Here is a 24,751-nt window from a genome sequence, read left to right as displayed (position 1 = left end):
TTTCACTGCGCCTGGATGTTGAAGGTCTTCACGATGCCGGCGTTCCGATCGAAGTCGGCTCGCAAGTCGTGGCTGAGCTGGGAAAGGCCTTGTGGCCCCAGCGGCTCGAACCCGAGGGCGGAAATCCGCTCCTTTACGCCGGCTCTCGAGGTAGCCTTGTAGACGGCCGCCTGGATTTTCTCGGTCAGGTCTGCCGGCAGCCTGGACGACACGAACACACCGGTCCAGTTGCTGAAGTCAACTTCCGGATATCCCTGTTCCGCGAACGTCGGCACCTGCGGGAGCATCGGTGAGCGCTGCTTCGCGGCCACGGCAAAGGCTTTCAGCTTGCCTGCCTTGAGATAAGGCAGCGAGGTCACCATGCCGTCATACATCACGGCGATCTGCCCGCCCATCACCTGCGTCAATGCCGCCGGCGACCCCGGGAACGGGACGTTCTGGAGGTCCATCCCGGCCTTCTGGTTTATGATCATGCCGGCATACTGCGAAGCCGTGCCCGGCCCATAGGTTGCGAAACTCAGAGTGCCCGGATGCGCCTTCACATAGCTGATCAGCCCCGGCAGGTCCTTCGCCGGCAGGCTGGGCGCGCCGACGAGCAGCAGAGTCGATCTGGCCACGGCGGCAACCGGCTTCACGTCCCTCATCGGATCGTAGGGCACCTTCATCACGTGCGGGATCTCCGCAAACACGTTGGTCGCCGACACCAGGATGGTCTGCCCATCGGGCGGCGCCGCCAGCATCGCGCCGACCGCGATGGCGCCGCCAGCTCCCGGCTTGTTGTCGACGACCACCGGCTGCCCCAAGTCTGCCGTGAGTTGTTCGGACAGCATGCGGGCCATCACATCCATCGTGCCGCCGGCAGGCGCGGGCACCAGCACCCGCACCGGTTTGTTGGTCCACGCCATGGCGGCAGGCATGGCAAGCGCCAGGAGCGTCGCGGCGACGACGCGGCGCACGCGCAGGACGGCAGGTCGATTTGACATCTATAGTCTCCGTTTTGGAACTTCCGGCAATGTGCACTTGCCTTGTTAGAAGCAGCCGCCGCCCGGCAACCTGACTAGGCCTGGTGAGCGAAGCGACTGCCGGCTGGACTGCGAAACTGCCGCAATCGATTGAAAAGCAGGCTCGCCTTACGGCACCAGTACCGTCGCGCCGCTCGTCTGCCTGTTCTCCAAGGCGCGATGGGCCTGCGCGGCGTCTTCCAGCGCGAACGACTGCTTCGGCTCGCTGGTGATCCTTCCGGCCATCACCATGTCGAACACCTCGTTGGCCATGGCGAGCATGTGCGAGCGCGGCGTGGCGTAGTGCACCATGGCCGGACGCGTGACCCAAAGCGAGCCCTTCGCCGCGAGCGTGCGGCTGTCGATCTCGACGGGGCCCGAAGTCGTGCCATTGCTGACCAGCGTGCCGCGCACCTGCAGGCAGGACAGCGAGGCGTCCAGCGTCGACTTGCCGACCGAATCGAACACCACGGGGACCTTCTTGCCGTCGGTGATTTCCATCACGCGGTCGACGATGTTCTCGCGCGAGGTGACGATGACGTGCGAGCAGCCGTTGGCCCTTGCAAGTTCCGCCTTCTCGTCGGTGCTGACCGTCCCGATCATGTTCACGCCAAGCGAGCGTGCCCACTGGCAGGCGATCAGGCCTACGCCGCCGGCCGCGGCGTGATAGAGGATGGTCTCGCCGCCCTTCAGCGGGTAGACCTGGCGGAACAGGTATTGCGCCGTCATCCCCTTCATGATGAGCGTGGAGGCGACGCGGTCGGAGACGCCGTCCGGCAGCGGGATCAGCCACTCGGCAGGCATGACGCGCACGTCCGAATAGGCACCCTGCGGGCCGAGCAGGTAGCCCACGCGGTCGCCCACGCGGATGTCAGTTACGCCGGGGCCAACGGCCTCGACCACACCCACGGCGTCAGAGCCCAGGCCGTTGGGCAGGTCCAGCGGATAGTGGCCGGTGCGGAAATAGATGTCGATAAAGTTGACGGCGATGTAGCTGTGCCTCACACGTGCCCGGCCGGGGCCTGGATCGCCGACTTCCACGGTCTCGAGCTTGAGGACATCAGCGCTGCCCGTCTCGTAGAACCGAATTGCTTTTGCCATGACTTGTCTCCTGAAACAGTTTATTCATTGCGTCTGAGCGCGCCTGGGGCAAGCCCAGCGTGTCGGCAACTACATCGCTGTCTTGCCGCCATTGATTCCGAGAATCTGGCCCGTTATGTACCTGGCCCGGGCGGACGCGAGGAACACAATGGCGTCGGCGACCTCCTCCGGGGTCCCAATGCGACCCGCCGGGATAGTCGCGGCAACTGCCGCAACGTTCCTGGCGCCTCCCGCAATGCGGTCCAGCATCCCGGTCTCGATCGGGCCAGGCGCGACCGCATTCACTCGGACATTCGATCTGGCTGCCTCGAGTGCTGCAGCCTTGGTCAAGCCCTCGATCGCGTGCTTGCTCGCCACATACATTGGATTCTGTGCGTTGCCGCGGCTTCCCATGGTGGAGGAAAGGTTGATCACAACGCCCTCCTTCTGCTCCAGCATGACGCGCAACTCGTACTTCATGCTAAGGAACGTCCCAAGGACATTCGCGTCGAAGGTCGCTGCATAGGATTCAACGGTCTGGTCAACGATCGACCCTGGCGTGCCTTCAGTCCCTGCACTGTTCACTGCGACATCGAGCCGTCCAAAGCGGGTGACGGTATGCTCGACGAGTTGGCGGACTTGATCCTCATGACTTACGTCAGCGGGCACGAACTCGGCCTCGGCACCCAGTTCCCGAAGTTGAGACACAAGTGCGGCGCCTGCAGTGGCATTGCGGCCGGAGCAAACCAGATGTGCCCCATCACGGCCAAAAGCCAGCGCAGTTGCGCGGCCAATTCCAGACGTGGCGCCCGTAACAAGGACGACGGTATGAGTCATGAAACTCCTTATTTGAATTGAGACAAATCGAATCGATCCAGTTGCAGCCATTCAGGCTGGCGTGCACACATCAACCGGACCGATTCTTAGTCGGTGCCGTAGCCGACTCAGGCTACGCGGCGCAGCGGCACGTTCTTGACACCAGGCTTGCGGTTCGGGGTCATGCCGTTGGCGGCCAGGGTTTCATCGACATCGTCGTACCAGGTGCCAATACGGTAAATTTCCCGCGCTTCCTTGCCGTCGGCGATCTCACGGCCCAACTCCTTGGTGATTCGCACGAGCTGTTGAACCTGCTGCACGGAGGTAAAGCGCTTGCCGTGCTGATCGATGAGGGTGTCCTCAATGCCGCAGCGCACATGCATACCCATTGCCAACGCCATCGTGTTCCACGGAAGTACGTTCTTGAACAGCGACTCGGCGGTAATGGTGCAGCCATCCGGCGCACGCTGGATGAAGTCGAACAGGTTGTACGGATGCGGTCCATGGTGGCCGCCACCGATGCCGATGCAGGTCAGGTTCAGCGGGCCCTTGTAGATCCCCTTGCGCACCATGCGGTCCAGCGTTTCGAGCGCATGCATGCCAACCAACTGAAAGTGCGGCTGGATGCCGGCGTCCTGCAGGCGGCGCAAGTGCTCTTCTGCCCAGGTCGGGCCGGCCGGAACGATCATTTCCCGATACGCGTTGTAGACGGCCGGGTTGGCCATGTGCGTGCTCTCGTAGTATTCCGGGTAGATCAACTCCATGATGTTCATCTGGATGGTGTTGAGTGCTACCGTCACCTGATCCGGCTTCGGGTCGAGGTCGGCCAGTGCATGACGGGTGTCGTCTGACAGCCATTTGGCAGCCTGGCCTTCGTCTTCCGGTGCAAAGGAAATCGAGCCGCCGACCTGAATGATCATGTCCGGCACCGCCTTGCGCACGCCGGCGATCAGTTCGTTGAACATGGACAGGCGCTTGGAGCCCTTGCCATCCAGCTCACGCACGTGCAGGTGCAGCACGCTGGCGCCGGCTTCATAGCAATCCACCGCCTTCTGGATCTGCTCTTCCATGGTCACAGGGATGTCTTCCGGGAAATCTTCCGGCATCCACTCTGGGCCGTACGGGGCCACGGTGATTACTACCTTGTCCATGGTCTCCGGGTGCAGCGAATCATCCAGAAATTGCATTTCGTTCTCCTTGATAATGACGTTGGTTATCGGCGCCGCAACTGGTTGTGGAGGCCGGGTCGGGTATCAATTCACTTAAATGGCTTGTCGCCGATAAACTTCTCAGAAGGCAACAGCGTGCTTGCCCTTCAGTCGGAGCATCTCGCGCGTCTCATCCGGCGTGGCCACCTCCAGATTCAGGGATTTCAGGACCCCGACGACGCGCCTGACTTGATCGGCGTTGCTGGTCGAGAGCCGGCCCGGACCATCCCAAAGCGAATCCTCCAGACCCACGCGGACATTTCCGCCCATCGCAGCCGCCATGGAAGCGATCGGCATCTGACTGCGACCCGCACCCAGCACGGACCAGTAGTAGTCCTTGCCAAACAGCCGTTCGGCGGTGCGGCGCATATGCATGACATCATCGGGATGCGTGCCGATGCCGCCGAGCAGGCCGAAGACGGACTGTATGAAGAACGGCGGCTTGAGGATGCCACGGTCAATGAAATGCGCCGCCGTGTAGAGATGGCTGGTGTCGTAGCATTCGATCTCGAAGCGAGTCCCGTTGCCGGCACACGATTCCAGGATGTAGCGAATTTCCTTGAACGTGTTGCGGAAGACGCGGTCTTCGGAGCCCTCGAGGTAAGGACGTTCCCAGTCGTACTTGAACTCCTTGTGCCTGCCGAGCATCGGGTACAACCCGAAGTTCATTGACCCCATGTTCAGAGAGGCGACTTCGGGCTTGAGTTGCAGCGCCGGTTGCAGTCGTTCCTCGACGAGCATGTTGGGGGCGCCACCGGTGGTGAGGTTGATGATGACGTCGGTACGCGCGGCGATCTCGGGTAGGAATTCCCGGAAGAGCGCAGGATCCTGGGACGGCTGGCCATTCTCCGGCTCGCGCGCATGCAGATGGACAATCGAGGCGCCGGCCCGGGCCGCACCGATTGCCTCGCCTGCGATGTCTTCTGCCGTAATGGGCAGGTAGGGGGACATCGTAGGCGTGTGAATGCCGCCCGTTACTGCGCAGGTGACTATGACCTTGTTCTGAGAGGCTGCCATGGTGTTCCGTCTGTCGTCGATTTACGGGACTAGTCTAGTAATCCCGGGTTGACCGTTGTCTCTCATTTCACGACATTCATGTCTCATTTCGTGACAGAATGTCGGGGTATCCGGGTTTCCCCGGAAGGCCTCGTATCCGGCCTGCACACCGGGTGAAGGAGAAAACAATGGGCACACTGATTCGCACTGGCGTGCTGACCAACTACTTCAAGGTTGCGCAGCAATTGGGCCTTGAACCGAAGCCGGTGCTGCGCAAGTTGGGGTTGAGCAGCGAGATGCTTGCGGACCCGGAACATTGGATATCCGGAAGTGGTGCCGTTGCCTTGCTGGAAGAGTCAGCGCGACTCACGCAATGCCCGACATTTGGGCTGCGGATGGCCGACCTGTGGCAACTGTCTGACCTCGGTGTCGTCAGCGTGTTGCTCACGCATCAAAAGACCCTGCGCGACGCTCTTGGAACCTTGATTCAGTATCGGCACCTGATGAATGAATTTCTGGTCATCCGTATTGAGGAGACCGGCAAGAAGGTCATCGTGCGGGAGGACGTCGTCGCGGATGACGCCGGGCCGTCCATGCAGTCAATCGAGTTGGCACTGGGCTCACTCTCGCGCATGTGCAGCACACTGCTGGGCACGTCCTGGCAGCCCCTCAGCGTTCATTTCACCCATGACGCTCCCCCTGATCTGCGGCTGCACCGCCGCATCTTCGGGGGGAAGCTGGAGTTCGCAAGCTCTTTCAATGGCTTGATTTGCCGCGCAGCCGACCTGGACTTGCCCAACCCTATTGCCGACCCGGTCATGGCACGCCATGCACAACGCCTGCTTGCAGGTCTGCCGGGAGCCAACGAGCCGTCAATTGTGCTCGAGGTGCGCAAGGCGATCTATCTGATGCTTCCCGCGGGACGCGCGACGATTGAGCAGGTTGCGCAGGGCCTGGGGATGAACGTGCGTACCCTGCAGCGCCAACTCGAAGGCGGCGGAAAGGTCTTCTCAGACATGGTCAATGGAGTACGGCGCGATCTCGTTATCCACTATTTGGACAACAGAAGCTACTCGCTCGGACGCATTGCCGAATCGCTTGGCTACTCCACTTATGGCTCGTTCGTCCGTTGGTTCGCGGCGCAGTTCGGCATGACGCCGACGCGGTGGCGCAGCACCAGGCCGGCAAACAGAAGGTAAGCCGCTTGTCTTTATGGTTCCGTTCGCATTCCGACGCCAGTCTCTGACTGGTAGGCAGATTCGGTTGCTCGAACAATGGTTCGTGGAGATACGTGCGGTACCTCACGCTCGCGGCACTGCATACTTGGAGTACCCGCCGCTATCGACGAGCTTGAAAGCTTAGGCCCTCCGGCAGGGAACTGGATAGGTAGGGTCATCTGGCGCGTGACGGTGCTTGTTGCTATGCGTATTGCTCACGAAGGGCCCACGTCTCCTCTCGGCGTGGGTGGCGGACGTAAATTGCACGGCATCGAATGTTGACCCACGTAAGAACACTGTTCCGCTCGAAACCGAGCGGGAGTTCGGCGCGATCGACGCGATCATTCGAATGACCGTTTGACTTCGGATGCAGCCCGTAGAGCTTGCCCCGATCGAAGGGCAGTACAGGGGTCGGTAATCGCCTCTGGCGCCGGCATGCCCCTGCCCAGGTCGGACCGAGGGCTGAGACCGACCAGAAGCTGCAATCGATCTGCCTCTAGATATGCCTTGCCGGCTAACCGGCAAACACTGTATATTTATACAGTTGTCGTCGCATCCCGAAAAAGCTGGCTCCTGAAGTCGAGCCCGTGCGGCGCCTGTGCTTTCTCTCCCCACCTCGAAAGGTAATCATGTTCGTGGACCGCACCGAAATCATCAACGCCGCCAAGGCATTGCGCGCCAGCCAGGAAGAGTCCAGGTACAGCAAGCTCGTCGCGCTCGCGAACAAGCAACTCAAGGCAATGCAAACGGCAATCCAGAGGGGCAAGGAAGAATTCGAGACCAGACTGGTACTCGACATCGACGAAGACAATCCGCAAGCAGCGCTGGAACCGCGCGCGCAACGGCTAGCCGACGACCTCAGAGCGCAGGGCTACACCGCGACGGTGACCACGTTTACCGAGGTCAGCACCGACCGCAAGAACTGGACGCCGAATATCACTGTCGTCATCGGTCTGGGCGACATGGTTTCTGGAGACGACAACGCGATAGCGGAAAGCACGGCGACCGACGAGACGGAAGTCGCGCTGACTGGCGAAGCTGCCAGTGAAATGGCCTGACAGCAGGCTGGCAATCCGAGATAAGGACCGGCATCACGGGGCTTCGCGCACAGTCGCGTGCTTGATGGTTTTTCCAACAAGGGAAATCTGCACGCGATTTACCAGTGCCACCCGATGAAGGAAACCGTGGCGTATAAGGACGTAATAGCCTGCGTCTTGATCGAACGAGGATTGTCACCACGCACGGCGGGTGCGCCCAACATGTGGCCGCGAACTGAGGCACCGCTGGCCAAGCTGATCCGTGCCCCGCAGTTGCTGCGCTGGCGGCCTGACGCGCGCATGTCAGCAATAGAAAAAAACGCATCTCTGATGCTAGACGAGCATGACCGCCCGCGGTCACAAGCCAATAATTTCATGATGATGAAATTATTGGTCAGGCATGGCTCGTTCACCGCTGTCGCTTGCCAGACCCTCAGCCTCCGCGGCGCTGCGCAGATATATTTGCCGGGAGACGATCGCGATGAAGGCGCCGACGCCGATGGCGCGGGCCACAAACGGAAGTATCGTTCCATCAAAATCGCACCGGGTGGAAGCAGGTAATTTGGTGGCGAAGGCTACACGAAGATGCCCAAGCCCGGGGGTAACGCCGTTGCAGGATGACACGCCCCCCGTTTCCTCATAGCGGGGCCGGAGCGCACCTTGTGTAACAACGCACTGGGCCTGAAGCGCATGCCAAAGACAATCGCGCCCCTACCGAGCGGCCGCTACTGGGCCACGCCGCACGCGCCTTTTCCGCTGGACGGTCCGAATGGCCATGATGAGGTGCGGATTCAACCGGTGGTTGCAACGTATTGATGGAATCGTTCAGCCGGGGTATCGAAGTCTAGGGTCTTACGCGGGCGTTCATTGGAGACACCAACACCTGGGCAAGGGGCTAAGCCCCGATGGAGAGGTTCTCGCTTACTCATTCGTCCCGGGAGGTGTCGAGCACATCGGCCCTGGTTCATCTTCGAGCCGGTATCCCTTCGAGTCTTGCCCGCCGCACGGCTGGTGGGTCAGAAGGCGGGGTTCGCCATTGAGGCTATACCTCGTCGCGGGCAATTTCCAGATCCGCATTTATGATCCGGCCGCCGGTCCATCAGCGCGAGCAAGGTCGCGTTCCGGGGCGCGCTGGGCTCTGGACAGCAGGGAATCTGCGCGCGGTGCTTTGGCGTATTGGGCAAGCTGGCCGACACCTTCCACCGTCCCGGCGGCAGCGGCACGTTCACCGCGTTTCCGAACGCGCCGGCCGGCCCGCCGTCGAACCCAAACGTTGAGGTTTCTCTCGTCGCCACCGTTGGACCGGCGCGCGTCTGCCGTAATCCGACTCACGTTTGTTTGTGTAAAGGCCGGGCACGGGCGCACGCCCCTGTGCTCCACGCTTCGAACAACACATGCGCGAGATCGATCGTCACGTTGCTGAACTCGCTGAAGGTCGCCGTGGTGCCCGACGGCGCCTGTCGCCTAGAGAAACCGATTGTCTTTACATAGAATTGATGCGGTGCGAGATTCCGCCACTCCCATTTGGGAGGGCTGAGCCAAGCGGGAGACGTTGATGACGCGAGCCGAGACCATTCATCAAGCGATCCGAATGCTTTACCAAGCTGCGCTCGCCCCTGACGATTGGCCCGGCGCCATCACGACGATCGCGGCGACAGTTGGGGCTAATCGTGGCATGCTGGTTGCACAGACAACCGATGGGCCTGGCCTGGTAGCTTCCACTGGATTGGCCGCCGAGCATGCGTGGCGGCTCCAACGAGAATTCGAGACAAGGCTACCTGGCTGGATCGCGGCCATTCCGGTTGGTGGGGTCGCGCGGCAAACGTCCATGATTTCCGACGCCGATTTCCGAGGCACCGATATTTATAGAGAAGTAGTCGGACCCGCTGGCGGGTTCTATGGGATCATCGCCCCCCTGGCCCGGACGCCCGAACATCGGATTCACCTCTCCGCGGGGCGAGATTTAGGCGCCGCCGACTTCACCGAGGAAGATGTTGGCGCCTTCCGCATGCTTTTGCCCCATATCTTGACGGCGCTTGAGATCAGACGACGCACGGATGCCGTTGACTTGAAGGCGCGAGCGGCGTACGAGGCTTTGGGACAGTTGAACATTGGCGTCGTCCTTCTCGACGCCTGGGCCCGGCCGATCTTCGTAAACACCCGGGCCGAGGCGATTGCCGTCGCCGATGACGGTTTTCTGGTGAGTGGTCGAGCTGTATCAGCATCGAGCCCGGAGGAGACAAGGACGCTACAGGGGTTGGTTGCACGAGCGATAGCCTTCAACCATCGCTCGCGCGATGCCAGCGAGAGTGCTATCCACCAGCCAATGCTACGCTGCTATTTATCGCGCATGCCGCCACGGCCCCCGCTCACGGTCACAATCGTCCCTGTCCACGACCCTAGCCTGGTAAGCGGAGCCAGTGCCGGCACACGCGCAATTCTCTTTATCGTCTCACCCGACATGCCACCCTGCGCTGAACCGCGCAGCATCGTGTTCAATCTCACACAGCGGGAGTCGCAGGTCGCTGCCCTGCTCGCGACAGGATTGAGCTTGAATGACGCGGCGTCTCAACTCGGTATCGGGATTGGCACGGCTCGCGGCTACCTCAAGCAAGTGCTGGCAAAGACGGGGACGCATCGGCAAGGAGAGCTCGTGTCGCTGTTGCTACGGGGTAGCATGCCAAGCGCGTGAACGGAAAACAGACTCTACCTTGGGAGAGGACGGCGAGCGGGCGCGCTCGCCGTCATTGCGTATCCGGCAGGGTGCTACCGGTCGCCTTTCTTCCCGCGCAGGATATAGGCTTCCGCGGTATCTGTGGTGCCCGCTATGTCGCCACGCTTATTGATGCCAGAAATAAAGAAGAATGTACCGGCATCAGGTGGCTGCCCAACGGTGACGTCCGCCAAGTTGATGCGTACGCCGGGCTTAGTGAGAAGGTAGGCATTGCCCTGCTCCGCTAGCGGCGCTCTGACATTGCTTATCACGATCTCGTCTCTTTCATTAAAGGCAAGGTTAAAGCTAACCGTTGGGTACTGTTGATTCCCCTCCGCGAAGTACAGTTCGAACTCGCTGTTGGGGTGCCACACACCAACATTCTCCCCAGGATCATACGAGTACCCAAGCACATCACCACGATCATTGATCGACACGGCCCATGAACTTTTATTGCCTGGCAAAGGTTCTAGCACAGTATCCTTCATCGTCAAAAGGTCCACTTTATGCCCAATGTTTTCGTACGTGTAGATCATGGTCCTGGCATTGTTCAATCCCAAGAAGTTGACTGCATTAACGTCGACGGGCAGATTGATCTGCGTCTTCTTCCCGTGGTCGTACAGGAATAGCGTGCCAACACTGGTCACGCTATCGACGGATACGACCAGCGCCTCGCCCTTGTCGTTGATGGCAGCAACATAGGACATGCCCTCTCCCGCCTGAGGCGGTATCAATTCCACGGCGTTTCCACGGAATATTGCTGCTTGAAAGACAAAATTGACCGGATCCATCCAGACGATGCCACCTTGAGTACCGTGCCGATTGACTACCCAGGGCTCGGCGTTACTGTGCGTGATGCTTATTTGACCATTTTCGAGAACGGCGACATACGATACGAAGTTCGCGTCAAAAGCAGCGCCATAACCAAGACCTTTGTCATCAATACCGACGAGGGAAAACGTGTAGCCCCCGTTAGCGTATCTCTCATACTGGTATGTCGGCGAGCGTCCGTTACCGGTATATTGCGCCTTGGCTGGGCGTACCTGCGCCGGCGAGAGCGGCGCGAATTTGTCGGGTCGGCTCGATGCCTTGGCTGCAAAATCCATGGCAAGCATCCCGTTAGGGGAACCGGCCACACAAGATCCAAAGACCTTGCGTGCCCCATCAGGCAGCGTAGGCGGAGGTTGATCCCTTGCTGTCTGCTCAAGGAAATGAAACATGCCGTCAATCTTGACGACGCAGCCCAGTCGGTTGTCAGGTCCGCTGACTTGTGCCTGAGTTGATGCAGGTTGAAATGCAAAGATTGATAGGGTGGCCATGGTGGCCGCAACCGCGACCGTATTCATTCTTGGTGTTTTCATGGCAAAACTCCAGAATCCGCAGGCGATAAGTCCTGCGGGTTGCTCTGCCCACCGGGCCGGATTGAGCGCACCGATGGGGCGTAGTTGCCAAACTGCTGATGCAAGACATCTAGCGCATGAAGATCGCCACGTGAGCGACCGCTTGGAGTGAAACGACGGTCGCGTTCGCTGCATCTTCACCGCCACCACATCCTGTCAGCAATAGCGCGCAGATAGCCGCGCTCGCGAAGTGCCACATCCCCGTGGGTTTGTGCATTTGAGTCATGGTGTACCTCCGCTGATGGTGAGAAGCGGTGTCTTCAAGTGCCTTAGTTGGCACTGAATCGGGAGGTTGGCCAAAGGAGGTTCGGCTAATGGATCCTGGCGTTGCCTGCCGATCCACTTCCATTACATATCATGGATTTTGTCTGCGGCACTCCCATTCGGGAGGGATTTAAGGAGCCGTGCTCCGGCAGCCGGATCTACCCATTCCGCTTCCATCTTTGGCTGCTAGTGCAATGTTCCATTCTGTTTGGAACTTAAGCGGCGGTTGGCGCGAATGACCTTCTGTAGGATGTCGCGAGCGCTCTTGGTCCAGATGAACGGCTTGGGGTTGGTGTTGTGGTGAGCGATGTACTCGTTGATGGCGTCGACCAGTTCCGGCACGCTGGTGAATACGCCGCGGCGAAGTCGCTCGGTCGTGATGTCGCGAAAGAACCGCTCGACCATGTTCAGCCATGACGCCGAGGTGGGCGTGAAGTGCATGTTGATGCGCGGATGCTTGGCCAGCCAGTCTTGCACCGCAGGATGCTTGTGGGTGGCGTAGTTGTCGGCGATCAGATGCAGCGTTTTGTCCTTGGGCGTCTCGCGGTCGATCTTGCGCAGGAACTTCAGCCACTCGGTATGGCGGTGGCGCTGCTGGCACTGGGCGATGACCTGGCCATCGAGCACGTTGAGCGCGGCAAACAGCGTGGTCGTGCCGTTGCGCTTGTAGTCGTGCGTCATGGTGGCCGCACGTCCCTTCTTCAACGGCAAGCCGGGCTGCGTGCGATCCAGCGCCTGCACCTGGCTCTTCTCATCGCAGCACAGCACCAGCGCGTGCTCGGGTGGCGACATGTAGAGGCCAACGATGTCTTCAAGCTTCTCGACGAACCGCGGATCGCGCGAGACCTTGAAGCCGCGCACGACATGGGGCTTCAGGCCGTGGGCGTGCCAATGGCGCATGACGGTGCTGGCGCTCACGCCCAACTCGGCGGCCATCTTGCGCGTGCTCCAGTGCGTGGCCGCCACGGGCTTCGTTTGAGTGGTCAGCTCCACCAGCCGCGCCGTGTCCACCTTCACCGGCGGCGCACCGCGCGGCAAGTCGCGTTCGATACCGGCCAGCCCCGATTGCGCATACCGCTCACGCCAACGCGAGACCTGCACGCGTCCGACTCCCAACTGCTCGGCGATGTCCTTGTTCTGCAATCCGTTGGCGGCCAGCAGCACAATGCGCGCGCGCTGCGCCAGCCTCACGCTCGTGAGCTTCGACCGAACCAGCCTCGTCAACTTGGTTCGCTCCTCGTCGGTCAACATGATCTCGGGGGCAACTCGCACTCGCTCTCTCCACGCTGTATCGCAGTAGGGCATTGGAGACGCCGAATTCATATAAGTTCCATCAAGAACTGAACGCTACACTAGTTCTTCCGAAGCGGCCAGGACATGGGCGGCGGCTAACCCGCAGTCGAATCCCATCGGACACGTCTCCCGTTCCCGACATGTTGGCGTGGCGGGCGTGGAGCTGGTCGTTGCCGGCATGGAGTCATTGCCCTTCCGCAGGTTCGCCTCGAGGAAGGCCCTAGGTCTCCCCCAGGGCCTTGCATCGAGCCGGAGAGCTAGTGCAGTGTTCCATTCTGTTTGGAACTTAAGCGGCGGTTGGCGCGAATGACTTTCTGCAAGATGTCGCGAGCGCTCTTGGTCCAGATGAACGGCTTGGGGTTGGTGTTGTGGTGAGCGATGTATTCGCTGATGGCGGCGACTAGCTCCGGCACGCTGGTGAATACGCCGCGGCGAAGTCGCTCGGTCGTGATGTCGCGAAAGAACCGCTCGACCATGTTCAGCCATGACGCCGAGGTGGGCGTGAAGTGCATGTTGAAGCGCGGATGCTTGGCCAGCCAGTCTTGCACCGCAGGATGCTTGTGCGTGGCGTAGTTGTCGGCGATCAGATGCAGCGTTTTGTCCTTGGGCGTCTCGCGGTCGATCTTGCGCAGGAACTTCAACCACTCAGTATGGCGGTGGCGCTGCTGGCACTGGGCAATGACCTGGCCATCGAGCACGTTGAGCGCGGCAAACAGCGTGGTCGTGCCATTGCGCTTGTAATCGTGGGTCATGGTGGCCGCGCGCCCCTTCTTCAGCGGCAGCCCGGGCTGTGTGCGATCCAACGCCTGCACCTGGCTCTTCTTGTCGCAGCACAGCACCAGCGCGTGCTCGGGTGGCGACATGTACAGGCCCACGATGTCCTCAAGCTTCTCGACGAACTTCGGATCGCGCGAGACCTTGAAGCCGCGCACGATGTGCGGCTTCAACCCATGGGCGTGCCAATGGCGCATGATGGTGCTGGCGCTCACGCCCAACTCGGCGGCCATCTTGCGCGTGCTCCAGTGCGTGGCCGCCACGGGCTTGGCTTGAGTGGTCAGCTCCACCAACCGCGCCGTGTCCACCTTCACCGGCGGCGCACCGCGCGGCAAGTCGCGTTCGATACCGGCCAGCCCCGATTGCGCATACCGCTCACGCCAACGCGAGACCTGCACGCGTCCGACTCCCAACTGCTCGGCGATGTCCTTGTTCTGCATTCCGTTGGCGGCCAGCAACACGATACGCGCGCGCTGCGCCAGCCTAACGCTCGTGAGCTTCGACCGAACCAGCCTCGTCAACTTGGTTCGCTCCTCGTCGGTCAACATGATCTCGGGGGCAACTCGCACTCGCTCTCTCCACGCTGTGTCGCAGTAGCGCATTGGAGACGCCGGACTCATATAAGTTCCATCAAGAACAGAACGCTACACTAGTTCTTCTGAACCACGATACTGGCGCCGCCGATCACGGTCCCTTCGTTCACCGTGCCGTCAGGGCTACTATCCATCTGATTGTCGTAGTCCACCACATCGGCCCCGGCATCAGCATCGTAGTGCCAGTTCTTGATGCGGAAGCGATCCGGCGTTCCCTTTGCCACAAGATTTCCGTCGATCGCCGTCAGGAGGAACTTGTAGTTGCCTGTACCGTTGATAGTGCCCGTCCTCTTGTATTGGGCGCGGGCGCCAGCAACTACGAACCAGTCATAGTTCTCGCTATGGAGATTCAGCTTAAATGGACCTAGGTAAAGGCGGGTAATGATCGATGGGGTGCCGGGCCTTGTTGGATTAGGCTTCTATCCCGAACACTGTTTCGACACATAGATCTTTAGTGTGCGAAACTCCTGAGCCTGCCTTCAGCCTCGGCGACGATATTCCGAACTACCTCGGCGGCGGGCGGAATGTCATGAACCAGGCCAACCACCTCACCCGCGATGACTGCGGCGACGTTGAAATCTCCTCGCTCACGGGCCTGGCGATAGCGCTCCGCCTCTTGCGGGTGTTGAAGCAGTGCAGTTTCGCGTCCTTCCCATACTTGCGAGAAGCTATTCCTCAACACGCGCCCGTTGTAAGGTGCAGGCCAAACGTTGCAGCGCACAATATCGAACAGAATACTGCGGATGGTTTCATCTCCGACGGCGGACACGATTCGCGCTTTGGCATCGGCATGGCCCGCGGATTCGACCGTCGCGTAGAAGCGCGTTCCCATCAACACGCCGCTCGCCCCGAGCATCAATGCCGCCGCCAATCCGCGTCCGTCCGCAATGCCTCCAGCCGCAACTACTGGCACCTCGCCGCATAGATCGACAACCTCGGGAACCAAAGTGAACGTCGTTCGCGAACAAGCGTGACCTGCGCCCTCCGTGCCCTGGGTGACGATAATATCTGCGCCACATGCAAGGGCTTCTCGTGCCTGGTCGACTGCCTGCACACCACAGATCAGGAGAGCGCCGCTACGCTTGATCGTCTCGGCATGCGGCGCAGGGTTGCCGAACGAAAGCATGACCGCCGCGGGCTTGCGCTCCAGCGCGAAATCGAGACAGCGCGGATTGCGTGCCAGGGTCCACGTGATAAAGCCGACGCCAACTCGCGCATCTCCGGCGGCAGCGAACTGCCGTTCCAGCCAGCTTTCGTCACCATATCCGCCCCCGATCAGACCGAATCCGCCTGCCGTCGACACGGCGGCAGCAAGCGCCCCACCGGCTACCAGATCCATCGGCGCCAGCAAAACAGGGTGGTCAACCTCAAGGAGTGCAGTCAACCGAGTGTCGATCGCCATGATCGCCTCCTTGCAACATTTGAAAGCATCAGCAGGTGGATGACAGCAGCCAGGCGCCACCGTGGAGTCGGAACCAGCGAAGGCGCGGCGGACCAAAAGAATTCATTGTCGGACACGACAAAGGCAAGTCAAGGCGCCGCACACGTTCCTCGACTGTCTGTAAATTTTCATGGGTGCCGAGTGAAGGAACTGTGCTCGATTGGGCGCAAATGCTCGTTCAACGCGTCGATAGCCGTTTCCCTGTCGCGAGCGTGTAGCGCCTCGGCGCTGGACCGCTGCCGCACCGCGTTAGCTGAGAGCGACCCCGCTTTCCCCGACAGATCGTAACTATTGGACATAGCACCCTCCGCACGGCCTACTTATCCACGCCAGCCACGCCTCTTTGAGAAAAAATGACCGCTGGCGTCGGACTTTCGTTGACGATCAGCTTGAAGATATCCGGACGCGCGTAGTGGCCCACAGGATCGAAGTCAAACTGGCCACGCGCAATCTCCTCAGTATCGAGCTCGGCAGTCAGGGTGACTTCGCCGTTGTAGTCCGGGCCTGCAAGAACCCGGCCAAGCGGATCAATGATCATGCTTCCGCCACGCATCAGCACGGCATTCCCGTCATCGGAGAGGCGGTTATGCATGTCGCCGGGAAAACTTGCGCGCGTCAGATACTGACATGCCGACAAGACAAAACACCGGCCCTCGAGTGCAATATGCCTGGCTGTTGCCACCCAGCTATCCCGATCGTCCGCAGTCGGGGTACAGTAGATCGCGATCCCTTTGCCATACATTGCCGTGCGGAGCAACGGCATGTAGTTCTCCCAGCAGATGACCGCCCCCAGCGGACCCCAGGGCGTTTCCACGACGTCGAGGGTAGATCCGTCGCCAAATCCCCAGCACAAGCGTTCTGCCGCGGTTGGCATCAGTTTTCGGTGCTTGCCAAGTAGTGCGCCGTCGGGGCCGAAGTACAGCGCGGTACAGTACAGCGTACCGCCCTCCCGCTCGATCACGCCTATCACGACATACATCGAGGCATCGCGCGCGGCCTGTCCCAAGGCATCGGTCTCAGGGCCCGGCAACCGAATCGCACGACCCTGATATCGGGCGTATTCCTGCCGGCCCTCTGGCGTGCGAGCGCCGATGAAAATGTGGAAGTCCGCTCCCTTGGGGTAGCCGCCAATGAACGCCTCCGGAAAGAGCGCGACCTCGGCCCCGCGCTGGCGTGCCTCTGCAATCAGAGCCGCAGCCTTGTTCACCGAGGCCGCCGTATCCCCGGGAACCGGCGCGGCCTGCACCACTGCGGCGACAAATTTTGTCATGCTGCTCTCCCTCTGTTCTCTTGTTGCAGGCGGCGAAGCATCGGAGTCGCGCCAGGCATCCGGCTTGGGCGGTCTCGGCACACTGACCATTAGCGTACCGCCACGTCGTATTCGCTCTGTTCGCATCCCGACAGATGCTCGCAGTTGAATGCGTGCTGGCAGTAACATGAACGTACTTCAAGCTTATGAGCCTAGATTTCTCGCGTTGGAATTACAAGGAGATCGGGTTTATATCTGACTTTCTTTAAGTTGAAAATGTTTAAAAATTTAAGATCACCCCATGTCGGGGTTATCGTGCTTTGGGCGCAGAATGTCACGCTGAGATCCGGAAATTCCAATGCCATCAACGACTTACGGGACAGGAAGAAAAAACAACACGTGGCACGCGTGAGTCGTTGAGTTATCGGAATATTATTCCTTCGACCGTATCAATCTGCGCAGAAAGGACGATCACCCCCTATCAGGCGCTGTCCGACAAAAGAGAAAAGCCCTCGGCCGGGGAGGGCGAGGACTTGAAAAGACTGATCGGGCGGGTGCAGAACCGCCCTGATGCTGGCATCAAAAAAATAACTGATATCCGAGGCCGAGATCTGAGCACGGCTCCACTGCCTAAAGCCCTCACCATTGTTTGGCCGAGGGCTTTGTCTTGCGCTTCACGCCATTCACCGCACTTGGCAGGGTCCGGGCGTGCATGTCACGGTAGACCCTGGCGGCACAATGACCGTACGACCGCTCGCCGGGGGAGGCGAAGGCGACTCGATGACATGGCGCTCAAATGAGAAGCAACTGCCCAGCCCCAGCAGAGGCAACAAAGCCAGTGAACGTACAAAGAGTCTTAAGCTTGCCATGTTGATCTCCCCTCCCAGTCGGGTAAGGCGGTCGGTGCGGGTGCCCGGAACGTAGCTTTTTCCGTTGTGAAAGTATAGGAAATGACAGACGCGACCCGCCCTGCCAACTTCCGGGCCTCCTCGGCCGAGGGCTTTGCTCTTTGTCGGACGGCTGTGCTCAATGACCAGCTCCGGTCTTACGTTGAACGACGGTATCCCTCCATCGCCGGAGAAGAAGCCCGTCGCCTTGCCGCTTAGTCAGCCCCCGGTTTGGCACGGTCTCCGCAGTTGGCGCCGGAACGTATTCCACCACCGCGCCCGCGACCGCATTTGTGACTGCAGCCACCGCGCCGCCGAGTCCCGACTCTCCTGCGCCTTTTATGCCGAGCGGGTAAAAGGGGTTGGGCGTGATCCTACGGCCACCCATCTAGTCGAGGTGATTGCCTGCCACCCTTGCCTATATGGGCAGTTGCCTTCTCATCACCCGCGCGCCTCCCGCGCAGTCAGTATGACCTGCGGGACGCAGGCGCAACGCGCGCCCGCCCCTTCGTGACTACACGGCACTCAGCCAATTCGGATACCAAGGCGCACTTATCGCCACATGGCATCAAATGCAAAGTCTGCGGCAGCCCAAGCAAAGTTGGGGCTTGCCGCAACACCTACTTTGGTAATGAGTCGGATCTCCTCATCGGCCAGGTGAAGCGGCTTGTAGCCCTTGAGCTTGTAATTTACCTAAACGAAGTCTTAATCATGTTTGGATTGTTCAAGAAGCAGCCTGCGAACATCTACGATTTGCCCTTTGGCGAAAAGAGCGAAGGGGAAATCCGAAAACTTGCAGAAAATTTGTCCAACCAAATCCGGGTCATTGTGCATGAAGATGTTTCTGGCTCAAATTGCAAGAATGATGGACGGGCATCTCTCCTGATCGAAGAAGCGGCATTCGATATTAGCAGCAACATGTTCGATCGCATCAAGATTTGGGAAGGTGTAGAGAACGTTGACATGGTCGCATACCGCAACCTTATCGCGGCATTCCAAAACCCGAGGCGGCGCAACGGCCTCATCGCATCGATGATCTAAGCAACTCCGGCTCTTTGCAAGCGGCAAAGTGTCCGACCTTGCCAACCTGGTTGTAATAGACCCGGTTGGGATATGCCCGCGCCAGCCAAGCCTTCGGTGGCCAGTAAACCTCGCCTGGAAAGACGGCCAATGCCGCCGGAACGGTAACGCGGCTGGTCTTTGCTGGCGCCACGCTGGTCTCCCTGTAGATCCGGGCGCTGGACTCGTCGGTGTTCGTCAGCCATTAGAGCGAGACGTTGTCGAGGATCGGATCACGACCCAGTGTCCGGCGTGTAGAGACCCAGTCGGCCAACTTGCTGAGATGCGCGGCAAGGCCCGTTATCGTCCCCTATCGCGTCCAGGCAACGTCGGTCTCACGTTCTGCAAGGCCCCGCGCGCTCGGGGCGACTGGTTGTAACTGCGGGGGTCAAAGCCGCTGCGGTCGCGCCTGGGGGAGTACGGAATGCAAGAGAATTACAAATCACTGCAACTAAAAATCCATCACACTGTGAGCCAACACCCCACGGACGGGTGATGACATTCAAAACAACTTCGATGCATATTGTCGGGCTTTGGAGGAAGCTGCTTTCAGAGGTGGTCGCTAACACCCGTGCAGCGCAGCAAAAAAGGGTCAACAATGATAAGAGATATCCGACTACGGGCTGCTGGGTCAGCGGAGTCAGAGGCCATCTCGCGAGTCCTGCAGACTTGCGGCTTGCCTTATGACGAAATAGAACACCCATCCAGCCTATTTCATATCGCCACCATGGGCGGAAAGGTGGTCGGCTGTGCCTACGGCGAACAGCATGGTCGCACCTTCGCCATTCACGCGGCGGCTGTCCTTCCGGAGTGCCGCGGGCACCGTGTTGCAACCTATCTGGTCAGCACACTCCTGATGCGCGCACGGGCCCATGGCTGCATAAAGGCAACAGTCCTCAACCCCGAGCAACCTGGCTTCTTTGCCCGATGCGGCTTCACCTTAACTCCTGCAGACAGCGTGACGCATGAGCTGCACTTATCCAGAGAGACGCTCCGACGCTTCGGCATAAGGACTCACTATATGTGCCGTCACCTCGATTAGTCCCTCGACAAACCATACCTGGCCCCTGACCAAGATAAAGGTTTATGTGCTGCAGAGCATAAAGCGTATCTTGGTCGCAGGCCTATTCGTTGACCTTGGCCAATAGCAGGTGCATCGGACAAGTTGCCGAATAGCCCTGGCATAGGCCGTCACCGGAATCAGTTCGTTGCCTTGAACATGTCCTCGACTACCTTCTTGGCGTCGCCGAACACCATCATGGTCTTGTCCATGTAGAACAGCTCGTTGTCCAGGCCGGCGTAGCCGGCGGCCATCGAGCGCTTGTTGACGATGATGGTCTTGGCCTTGTACGCCTCCAGGATCGGCATGCCCGCGATCGGCGACTTGGGATCGGTCTTGGCCGCCGGGTTGACGGCCCCTGACCAAGATACGCCCAAACCGCTATCATAAGCCTTCTGGTTATATAGATGGCAATGATAATAACTTGAGGAAATAAGCAAGAAACTGTCACCTGCCCCAGCTACGCTGGCCGGCCTTTCAGCGATTGTCGAGATCCTGTATGGCCACCGTCGAGCGTACCGCCTACCCGCGTTTCCCAAAGGTCTTTTCCCTCAAGGAATTGCGGGCCTGCTACACACCAAGCGCGGAAGAGTTGGACTGGGCGACGCGGTCCACACGCGGGCAAGAATCGCGACTTGGTCTGCTGGTGCTCCTGAAGGTCTTTCAGCAGCTACACCACTTCCCGAACCTTGACACGATTCCTGCCAGCGTGCCGGAACTGGTGCGCATCAGTGCCGGCCTGAACCCAGGTACGAAGTTTGGCTACGACCGAAAGGTGTCGCCGACCTTGTTCCGGCACTACACGGCCGTGCGAGAGTTCCTTGGCATCCAGGCCTACCTCGGCACCGATGCCAACGAGGTCACTATCCGTGCTGCGCGCGACGCCGCCGAAACGATGGACCAGCCGGTTGACATCATCAACGCGACGATCGATGCCCTGGTCCTGCGTCAGATCGAACTGCCATCCTTCTCCACGTTAGATGCCATCGTCGAGCAGGTCCACGCTCGCACGCAAACTGCCCTGTTTCGCCGCATCAGACGACGCCTGTCCGAGGACGAGCAGCACCGGCTTGACCGGTTGCTGACCCGAGACCTAGCAAGCCGTCAAACCGCTTATCACAACATCAAGCGCCACGCGCTGCGTCCCTCGCGCAAGCACCTGACTCTGCTGATCGAGCATCTAACCTGGCTGGACACCATTGGAGACTTTTCCAAGACCGTGGCAGGCGTGCCGGCTTCCAAGCTGCGGTCCTTGGCGAGCCAGGCTATGAGCCTAGACGCGGCCAATCTCAAGGAGATCTTGCCGGAAAAGCGTTATGCGCTGATGGTGGCGCTCCTCAATCAAATGCGGGTACGGGTGCGGGACGATCTCGCCGAAATGTTTATCCGGCGCATGAGCGCCATCCACAAGCGGGCACGGGAGGAGTTGGAGCAAATCCAGTCCCGCCGCCGCGCGCAAATGGAAAAGCTCGTCGCGCTGCTCGACGGCGTGGTCGAGATCGTTGCCGAGGGCGAGGATGATGCTCAGATCGGCGTAGAGGTAAGGCGCCTTCTTGCCCCCTCAGGCGATTTGGAGCCTCTACGCGAGAGCTGCGCCGAGGTCCGCGCCTTCAGCGGGAACAACTACTTGCCCCTTTTGTGGCGGCATTTTCGCCCGCACCGCTCGGTAATGTTGCGCCTGGCCGAAGTGCTGAAGTGGCAGTCAACCAGCCAGTCGTGCACCCTGCTGGCCGCACTGGCAGTAGTGTTGAAGAATGCGGCCCTGCACCGCGAATGGTTTGCCGCCGACGTCGATCTGAGCTTCGCCTCGGAGCGCTGGCGTAAGCTCGTACAGCGCTCTGACATTCTGGGGCCTGGCATCAATCGGCGCTATCTGGAGCTCTGCGTGCTTTCGCATATGGTTGGCGAACTGCGCTCTGGCGACCTCTGTGTCGTCGGCTCGGACGCGTTTGCCGACTACCGGCTGCATCTGTTGCGCTGGCGTGAATGCGAGCGCCGCCTCCCTGACTACTGCGCCAAGTTGGAGATGCCGACCAACGCGCAGGATTTCGTTGCACACCTACGTCAGTGGTTGGCCGCGACGGCACAGAACCTGGACGATAGTTTTCCGGATAAGCGTCAGCACGTCACCATTGGCCGCAACGGCGAGCCGGTATTCCGTCGGACCGTCGCCAAGGAAATCCCCGCCAGCGCGCTTGCGCTTCAGCAGACGCTGATCCGCCACATGCCGAACCGCAACCTGCTGGACGTCCTGGCCAACATCGAGCATTGGACCCACTTCACGCGCCACTTCGGCCCGCTTTCAGGCAGCGATCCCAAGATCCGCCACGCCGCCGAGCGCTACTTGCTGACGATCTTCGCGATGGGCTGCAATCTCGGACCCACGCAAGCAGCTCGCCACATGGGCGAACGGGTGACGCCGCACATGATGTCGTTCGTCAATCGGCGGCATATGAGTCTCGAACGGCTTGAAACCGCGCAGCGCGAACTGATCGAGTTGTATCTTCAGCTCGACCTGCCCAAGCATTGGGGGGACGGTAAGACCGTGGCGGCCGACGGCACGCAATACGACTTCTACGACAATAACCTGCTCACGGGCTACCACTTCCGCTACCGTAAGAAGGGCGCGGTGGCCTACCGGCATGTTGCAGACAACTACATTGCCGTATTCCGACACTTCATCCCGCCCGGCGTGTGGGAGGCTGTCTACGTCATCGAGGGCTTGCTCAAGGCAGGCTTGAGCGTGGAGGCAGACACGGTGCATGCCGACACCCAGGGCCAGTCGGCTGCGGTTTTTGCCTTTACCTACCTGCTTGGCATCAACCTGATGCCGCGGATTCGCAACTGGCAGGATCTGAAACTTTACCGAGCCGACCCCAGTTCCAAGTATCGTCACATTGACCGTCTCTTCTCGGGCGCGGTGGACTGGGACCTGATCGCCCTTCATTGGCAGGACCTGATGCAGGTCGCTTTGTCGATCCAGGCCGGAACCATATCCTCTCCCCTACTGCTGCGCCGCTTGGGATCGGATAGTCGCAAGAATCGCCTCCTGCTGGCCGCCCAGGAACTGGGCAAGGTTGTTCGCACCGTGTTTCTGCTGGAGTGGATCGGCAGCCGCGAACTGCGCCAGGAAATCACTGCGACTACCAACAAGATCGAGTCCTACAATGGCTTTGCCAAGTGGTTTTCGTTCGGCGGCGATGTGCTGCCAGTGAACGATCCCGACGAGCAGCAAAAGCGATTGCGCTACAACGATTTGATCGCCTCCGCAGTGATCCTTCAGAACACCGCCGACATGATGCAGGCACTTCGCGCCATGGAGAAGGATGGTATCAAGGTCGACGTAGACGACATCGGCTTCCTCAGCCCCTATCTCACCAGCAACATCAAGCGCTTTGGCGACTACAAGCTAAACCTTGAGCGGACTCCGGAGGCTTGGATCCGCGACAGTCTCTTCGCTGCCCCCGCATTCTCCGCTCGGAAACCACGCCATGCCTAACACCCAGACCCCTTTTGGCCCGGTTGACACCGATGCCTTGCATCGCCTGCAGGACAGTTTCGACACCAGCGAGATCCTGCGCATTGTGGACCTCGTCGATACGATACGAACCCGAGTCAGCGAGCCAGCAGGCATTCGCGACGATTTACTCCAGTTACATGGCATGGCCCATACGGTTCTCAATGGTGCCAGTCTCGTCTCGGGAGCAACGAATCCAGCCTTGGTCGAGCAGGCCGAGGCCATTGTGGAGGAACTGGAAGACTTGACACGGATGCTCCAACGCGCCGTGCACGCGCTGCGCCCACTAGAACTTCTCCGACCTTCCGGCGACGCGTGACAGGCTTGCTGCATCGATAGGTGCACCGGCCTGCAATAGCCGACTGTCCATCTTGTGCTGCCTGCAAGCCATTCCGGCTGAGCACCAGAAAAGCCTTTGGTACGCCTCGAGCGCTCGCCTTATATCGAAGATGCACAGTTAGGCGAATTCATCATAACTGGGAGGCTTATGATAGCGGATTGGGCGTATCTTGGTCGCAGGCCTTTATGGCTCGCGGCCAAGAGCTCCAGCGTCAGCTACAGCGGCGAGCTAACGCCAGAGGAGTTGGAGCAGGCACTGGCATCCGGTGAAATCCCTGCCCAACATCATGCTCAACTGGCTCACGTACTCGACGAAGCGCCGCTTCAGCTTGTCTGCAAGGTGGTGGCTGAAGTTGCCGCCAAGCGGCACCGCGAAACTACCGAGATCTGGAAAAACCTGCGGCGCCTGGCACAGACCCTCAATGCTACGCGCTCGGGCCTATGGGGTGATCGGTCATGACTGCTTAGGCGTGCGTTGCAGCTTGACTGGGACCGGGTCCTGAGGACGGAGCTGCGCCGTCAGCATGTCCCGCAGGCGCGGCAAGCCGATGATCCAGCCATTGCGCACGATATCCACGGACGGAACCAGGTGATCCGGGTGCTCCGCGAAGTAGCGCTCGCTCGCAGCCATGAGGCGGCGAGATTCGACCGGCAGATTCGGACTCAGAACCATCGCGGCGAGCCGGAAAACGTTTGCCTCCCGCTGATTGCCGGCCACGGCCAGTCGACCACGCGGCAGCCGTGCACCTTTCCAGTAGCTCACATTCCTCATCTCTCGAGGTCACCGGCGGATCTCCTTGGACAAAT

21 protein-coding genes and 1 pseudogene are annotated in these 24,751 nt (G+C 60.0%); 9 read left to right on the top strand and 13 right to left on the bottom strand.

Features of this window, described 5'->3' with window-relative positions:
• Positions 1–2: 2 nt before the first annotated feature.
• The 5 genes from ABNX08_RS37740 to ABNX08_RS37720 form a co-directional block, all read right to left on the bottom strand.
• Positions 3–983 (bottom strand): tripartite tricarboxylate transporter substrate binding protein, encoded by a 981-nt coding sequence (locus ABNX08_RS37740; RefSeq protein WP_022540195.1) that lies wholly within the window; start codon positions 981–983, stop codon positions 3–5.
• Positions 984–1,130: 147 nt separating this feature from the next.
• Positions 1,131–2,102, bottom strand: a complete 972-nt coding sequence (locus tag ABNX08_RS37735) for a quinone oxidoreductase (RefSeq protein ID WP_022540194.1) — start codon at positions 2,100–2,102, stop codon at positions 1,131–1,133.
• Between the two features lie 69 nt (positions 2,103–2,171).
• Positions 2,172–2,918: a glucose 1-dehydrogenase gene (locus ABNX08_RS37730; protein WP_349608758.1), complete on the bottom strand. Its 747-nt coding sequence runs from the start codon at positions 2,916–2,918 to the stop codon at positions 2,172–2,174.
• Between the two features lie 107 nt (positions 2,919–3,025).
• The gene (locus tag ABNX08_RS37725; RefSeq protein WP_022540192.1) at positions 3,026–4,084 is read right to left on the bottom strand and encodes a 3-keto-5-aminohexanoate cleavage protein; all 1,059 of its coding nucleotides are present in this window, start codon (positions 4,082–4,084) and stop codon (positions 3,026–3,028) included.
• Between the two features lie 102 nt (positions 4,085–4,186).
• Positions 4,187–5,122 (bottom strand): 3-keto-5-aminohexanoate cleavage protein, encoded by a 936-nt coding sequence (locus ABNX08_RS37720; RefSeq protein ID WP_022540191.1) that lies wholly within the window; start codon positions 5,120–5,122, stop codon positions 4,187–4,189.
• Positions 5,123–5,289: 167 nt separating this feature from the next.
• Between ABNX08_RS37720 and ABNX08_RS37715 the strand changes: the two genes are divergently transcribed.
• The 4 genes from ABNX08_RS37715 to ABNX08_RS37700 all read left to right on the top strand — a co-directional run bounded on the left by ABNX08_RS37715 (position 5,290) and on the right by ABNX08_RS37700 (position 10,047).
• A complete protein-coding gene (locus tag ABNX08_RS37715) occupies positions 5,290–6,300 on the top strand; it encodes an AraC family transcriptional regulator (protein WP_349608760.1) in 1,011 nt (336 codons plus the stop codon).
• Between the two features lie 647 nt (positions 6,301–6,947).
• Complete coding sequence (locus ABNX08_RS37710) at positions 6,948–7,376, top strand: hypothetical protein (protein WP_022540189.1); 429 nt, start codon at positions 6,948–6,950, stop codon at positions 7,374–7,376.
• 57 nt (positions 7,377–7,433) lie between these two features.
• Positions 7,434–7,916, top strand: coding sequence for a hypothetical protein (locus ABNX08_RS37705; RefSeq protein WP_349608762.1), 483 nt, complete (start codon positions 7,434–7,436; stop codon positions 7,914–7,916).
• 994 nt (positions 7,917–8,910) lie between these two features.
• The gene (locus ABNX08_RS37700; RefSeq protein ID WP_022540187.1) at positions 8,911–10,047 is read left to right on the top strand and encodes a helix-turn-helix transcriptional regulator; all 1,137 of its coding nucleotides are present in this window, start codon (positions 8,911–8,913) and stop codon (positions 10,045–10,047) included.
• A gap of 74 nt (positions 10,048–10,121) precedes the next feature.
• On the opposite strand, the gene ABNX08_RS37695 is transcribed toward ABNX08_RS37700, so the two are convergent.
• The 6 genes from ABNX08_RS37695 to ABNX08_RS37670 all read right to left on the bottom strand — a co-directional run bounded on the left by ABNX08_RS37695 (position 10,122) and on the right by ABNX08_RS37670 (position 17,103).
• Complete coding sequence (locus ABNX08_RS37695; protein WP_349608764.1) at positions 10,122–11,429, bottom strand: hypothetical protein; 1,308 nt, start codon at positions 11,427–11,429, stop codon at positions 10,122–10,124.
• A 489-nt stretch (positions 11,430–11,918) separates the two neighbouring features.
• Positions 11,919–13,037, bottom strand: coding sequence for an IS630 family transposase (locus ABNX08_RS37690; RefSeq protein ID WP_374063802.1), 1,119 nt, complete (start codon positions 13,035–13,037; stop codon positions 11,919–11,921).
• A 245-nt stretch (positions 13,038–13,282) separates the two neighbouring features.
• Positions 13,283–14,347, bottom strand: coding sequence for an IS630 family transposase (locus ABNX08_RS37685; RefSeq protein WP_349608975.1), 1,065 nt, complete (start codon positions 14,345–14,347; stop codon positions 13,283–13,285).
• 101 nt (positions 14,348–14,448) lie between these two features.
• Positions 14,449–14,616 carry a hypothetical protein gene (locus ABNX08_RS37680; RefSeq protein WP_022540183.1) on the bottom strand — a complete coding sequence of 56 codons (168 nt, stop codon included), beginning with the start codon at positions 14,614–14,616 and terminating at the stop codon, positions 14,449–14,451.
• Between the two features lie 227 nt (positions 14,617–14,843).
• On the bottom strand, positions 14,844–15,794 hold the full coding sequence (locus tag ABNX08_RS37675; protein ID WP_022540182.1) for a nitronate monooxygenase family protein: 951 nt from the start codon (positions 15,792–15,794) through the stop codon (positions 14,844–14,846).
• A 355-nt stretch (positions 15,795–16,149) separates the two neighbouring features.
• Positions 16,150–17,103 carry a carbon-nitrogen hydrolase family protein gene (locus tag ABNX08_RS37670; protein ID WP_022540181.1) on the bottom strand — a complete coding sequence of 318 codons (954 nt, stop codon included), beginning with the start codon at positions 17,101–17,103 and terminating at the stop codon, positions 16,150–16,152.
• 1,376 nt (positions 17,104–18,479) lie between these two features.
• On the opposite strand from ABNX08_RS37670, the gene ABNX08_RS37665 reads away from it, so the two are divergent.
• Positions 18,480–19,010 (top strand): hypothetical protein, encoded by a 531-nt coding sequence (locus tag ABNX08_RS37665; RefSeq protein ID WP_349608977.1) that lies wholly within the window; start codon positions 18,480–18,482, stop codon positions 19,008–19,010.
• A 694-nt stretch (positions 19,011–19,704) separates the two neighbouring features.
• A complete protein-coding gene (locus tag ABNX08_RS37660) occupies positions 19,705–20,070 on the top strand; it encodes a GNAT family N-acetyltransferase (protein ID WP_349608979.1) in 366 nt (121 codons plus the stop codon).
• 158 nt (positions 20,071–20,228) lie between these two features.
• On the opposite strand, the pseudogene ABNX08_RS37655 reads toward ABNX08_RS37660, so the two are convergent.
• A pseudogene (locus ABNX08_RS37655) lies at positions 20,229–20,441 on the bottom strand (NAD(P)(+) transhydrogenase (Re/Si-specific) subunit beta); the annotation flags it as partial.
• A gap of 146 nt (positions 20,442–20,587) precedes the next feature.
• Here ABNX08_RS37655 and ABNX08_RS37650 point away from each other — a divergent pair.
• The 3 genes from ABNX08_RS37650 to ABNX08_RS37640 all read left to right on the top strand — a co-directional run bounded on the left by ABNX08_RS37650 (position 20,588) and on the right by ABNX08_RS37640 (position 24,404).
• A complete protein-coding gene (locus ABNX08_RS37650; RefSeq protein WP_349608981.1) occupies positions 20,588–23,587 on the top strand; it encodes a Tn3 family transposase in 3,000 nt (999 codons plus the stop codon).
• Positions 23,580–23,924, top strand: coding sequence for a Tn3 family transposase post-transcriptional regulator TnpC (tnpC, locus tag ABNX08_RS37645; protein ID WP_022540176.1), 345 nt, complete (start codon positions 23,580–23,582; stop codon positions 23,922–23,924). Before ABNX08_RS37650 ends, tnpC begins: the two co-directional genes overlap by 8 nt.
• 96 nt (positions 23,925–24,020) lie before the next feature.
• Positions 24,021–24,404 (top strand): hypothetical protein, encoded by a 384-nt coding sequence (locus tag ABNX08_RS37640; protein ID WP_349608983.1) that lies wholly within the window; start codon positions 24,021–24,023, stop codon positions 24,402–24,404.
• Here ABNX08_RS37640 and ABNX08_RS37635 read toward each other — a convergent pair.
• Positions 24,399–24,707 (bottom strand): hypothetical protein, encoded by a 309-nt coding sequence (locus ABNX08_RS37635; RefSeq protein WP_022540174.1) that lies wholly within the window; start codon positions 24,705–24,707, stop codon positions 24,399–24,401. The two genes, ABNX08_RS37640 and ABNX08_RS37635, sit on opposite strands and share 6 nt — an antisense overlap.
• Positions 24,708–24,751 lie beyond the last annotated feature (44 nt).

Origin of the sequence: Cupriavidus sp. DF5525 (assembly GCF_040149425.2) — a bacterium.
Taxonomy (GTDB): domain Bacteria; phylum Pseudomonadota; class Gammaproteobacteria; order Burkholderiales; family Burkholderiaceae; genus Cupriavidus; species Cupriavidus pickettii_A.
Note: the sequence above shows the minus strand (reverse complement) of the source record. Positions and strands in the feature narration are given on the sequence as shown.

Bases quoted from the DNA above. Each gene is read 5' to 3' on its own strand.
- ABNX08_RS37740 (WP_022540195.1), bottom strand. From the start codon at position 983: ATGTCAAATCGACCTGCCGTCCTGCGCGTGCGCCGCGTCGTCGCCGCG.
- ABNX08_RS37735 (WP_022540194.1), bottom strand. From the start codon at position 2,102: ATGGCAAAAGCAATTCGGTTCTACGAGACGGGCAGCGCTGATGTCCTC.
- ABNX08_RS37730 (WP_349608758.1), bottom strand. From the start codon at position 2,918: ATGACTCATACCGTCGTCCTTGTTACGGGCGCCACGTCTGGAATTGGC.
- ABNX08_RS37725 (WP_022540192.1), bottom strand. From the start codon at position 4,084: ATGCAATTTCTGGATGATTCGCTGCACCCGGAGACCATGGACAAGGTA.
- ABNX08_RS37720 (WP_022540191.1), bottom strand. From the start codon at position 5,122: ATGGCAGCCTCTCAGAACAAGGTCATAGTCACCTGCGCAGTAACGGGC.
- ABNX08_RS37715 (WP_349608760.1), top strand. From the start codon at position 5,290: ATGGGCACACTGATTCGCACTGGCGTGCTGACCAACTACTTCAAGGTT.
- ABNX08_RS37710 (WP_022540189.1), top strand. From the start codon at position 6,948: ATGTTCGTGGACCGCACCGAAATCATCAACGCCGCCAAGGCATTGCGC.
- ABNX08_RS37700 (WP_022540187.1), top strand. From the start codon at position 8,911: ATGACGCGAGCCGAGACCATTCATCAAGCGATCCGAATGCTTTACCAA.
- ABNX08_RS37695 (WP_349608764.1), bottom strand. From the start codon at position 11,429: ATGAAAACACCAAGAATGAATACGGTCGCGGTTGCGGCCACCATGGCC.
- ABNX08_RS37690 (WP_374063802.1), bottom strand. From the start codon at position 13,037: ATGCCCTACTGCGATACAGCGTGGAGAGAGCGAGTGCGAGTTGCCCCC.
- ABNX08_RS37685 (WP_349608975.1), bottom strand. From the start codon at position 14,347: ATGTTGACCGACGAGGAGCGAACCAAGTTGACGAGGCTGGTTCGGTCG.
- ABNX08_RS37675 (WP_022540182.1), bottom strand. From the start codon at position 15,794: ATGGCGATCGACACTCGGTTGACTGCACTCCTTGAGGTTGACCACCCT.
- ABNX08_RS37670 (WP_022540181.1), bottom strand. From the start codon at position 17,103: ATGACAAAATTTGTCGCCGCAGTGGTGCAGGCCGCGCCGGTTCCCGGG.
- ABNX08_RS37650 (WP_349608981.1), top strand. From the start codon at position 20,588: ATGGCCACCGTCGAGCGTACCGCCTACCCGCGTTTCCCAAAGGTCTTT.
- tnpC (WP_022540176.1), top strand. From the start codon at position 23,580: ATGCCTAACACCCAGACCCCTTTTGGCCCGGTTGACACCGATGCCTTG.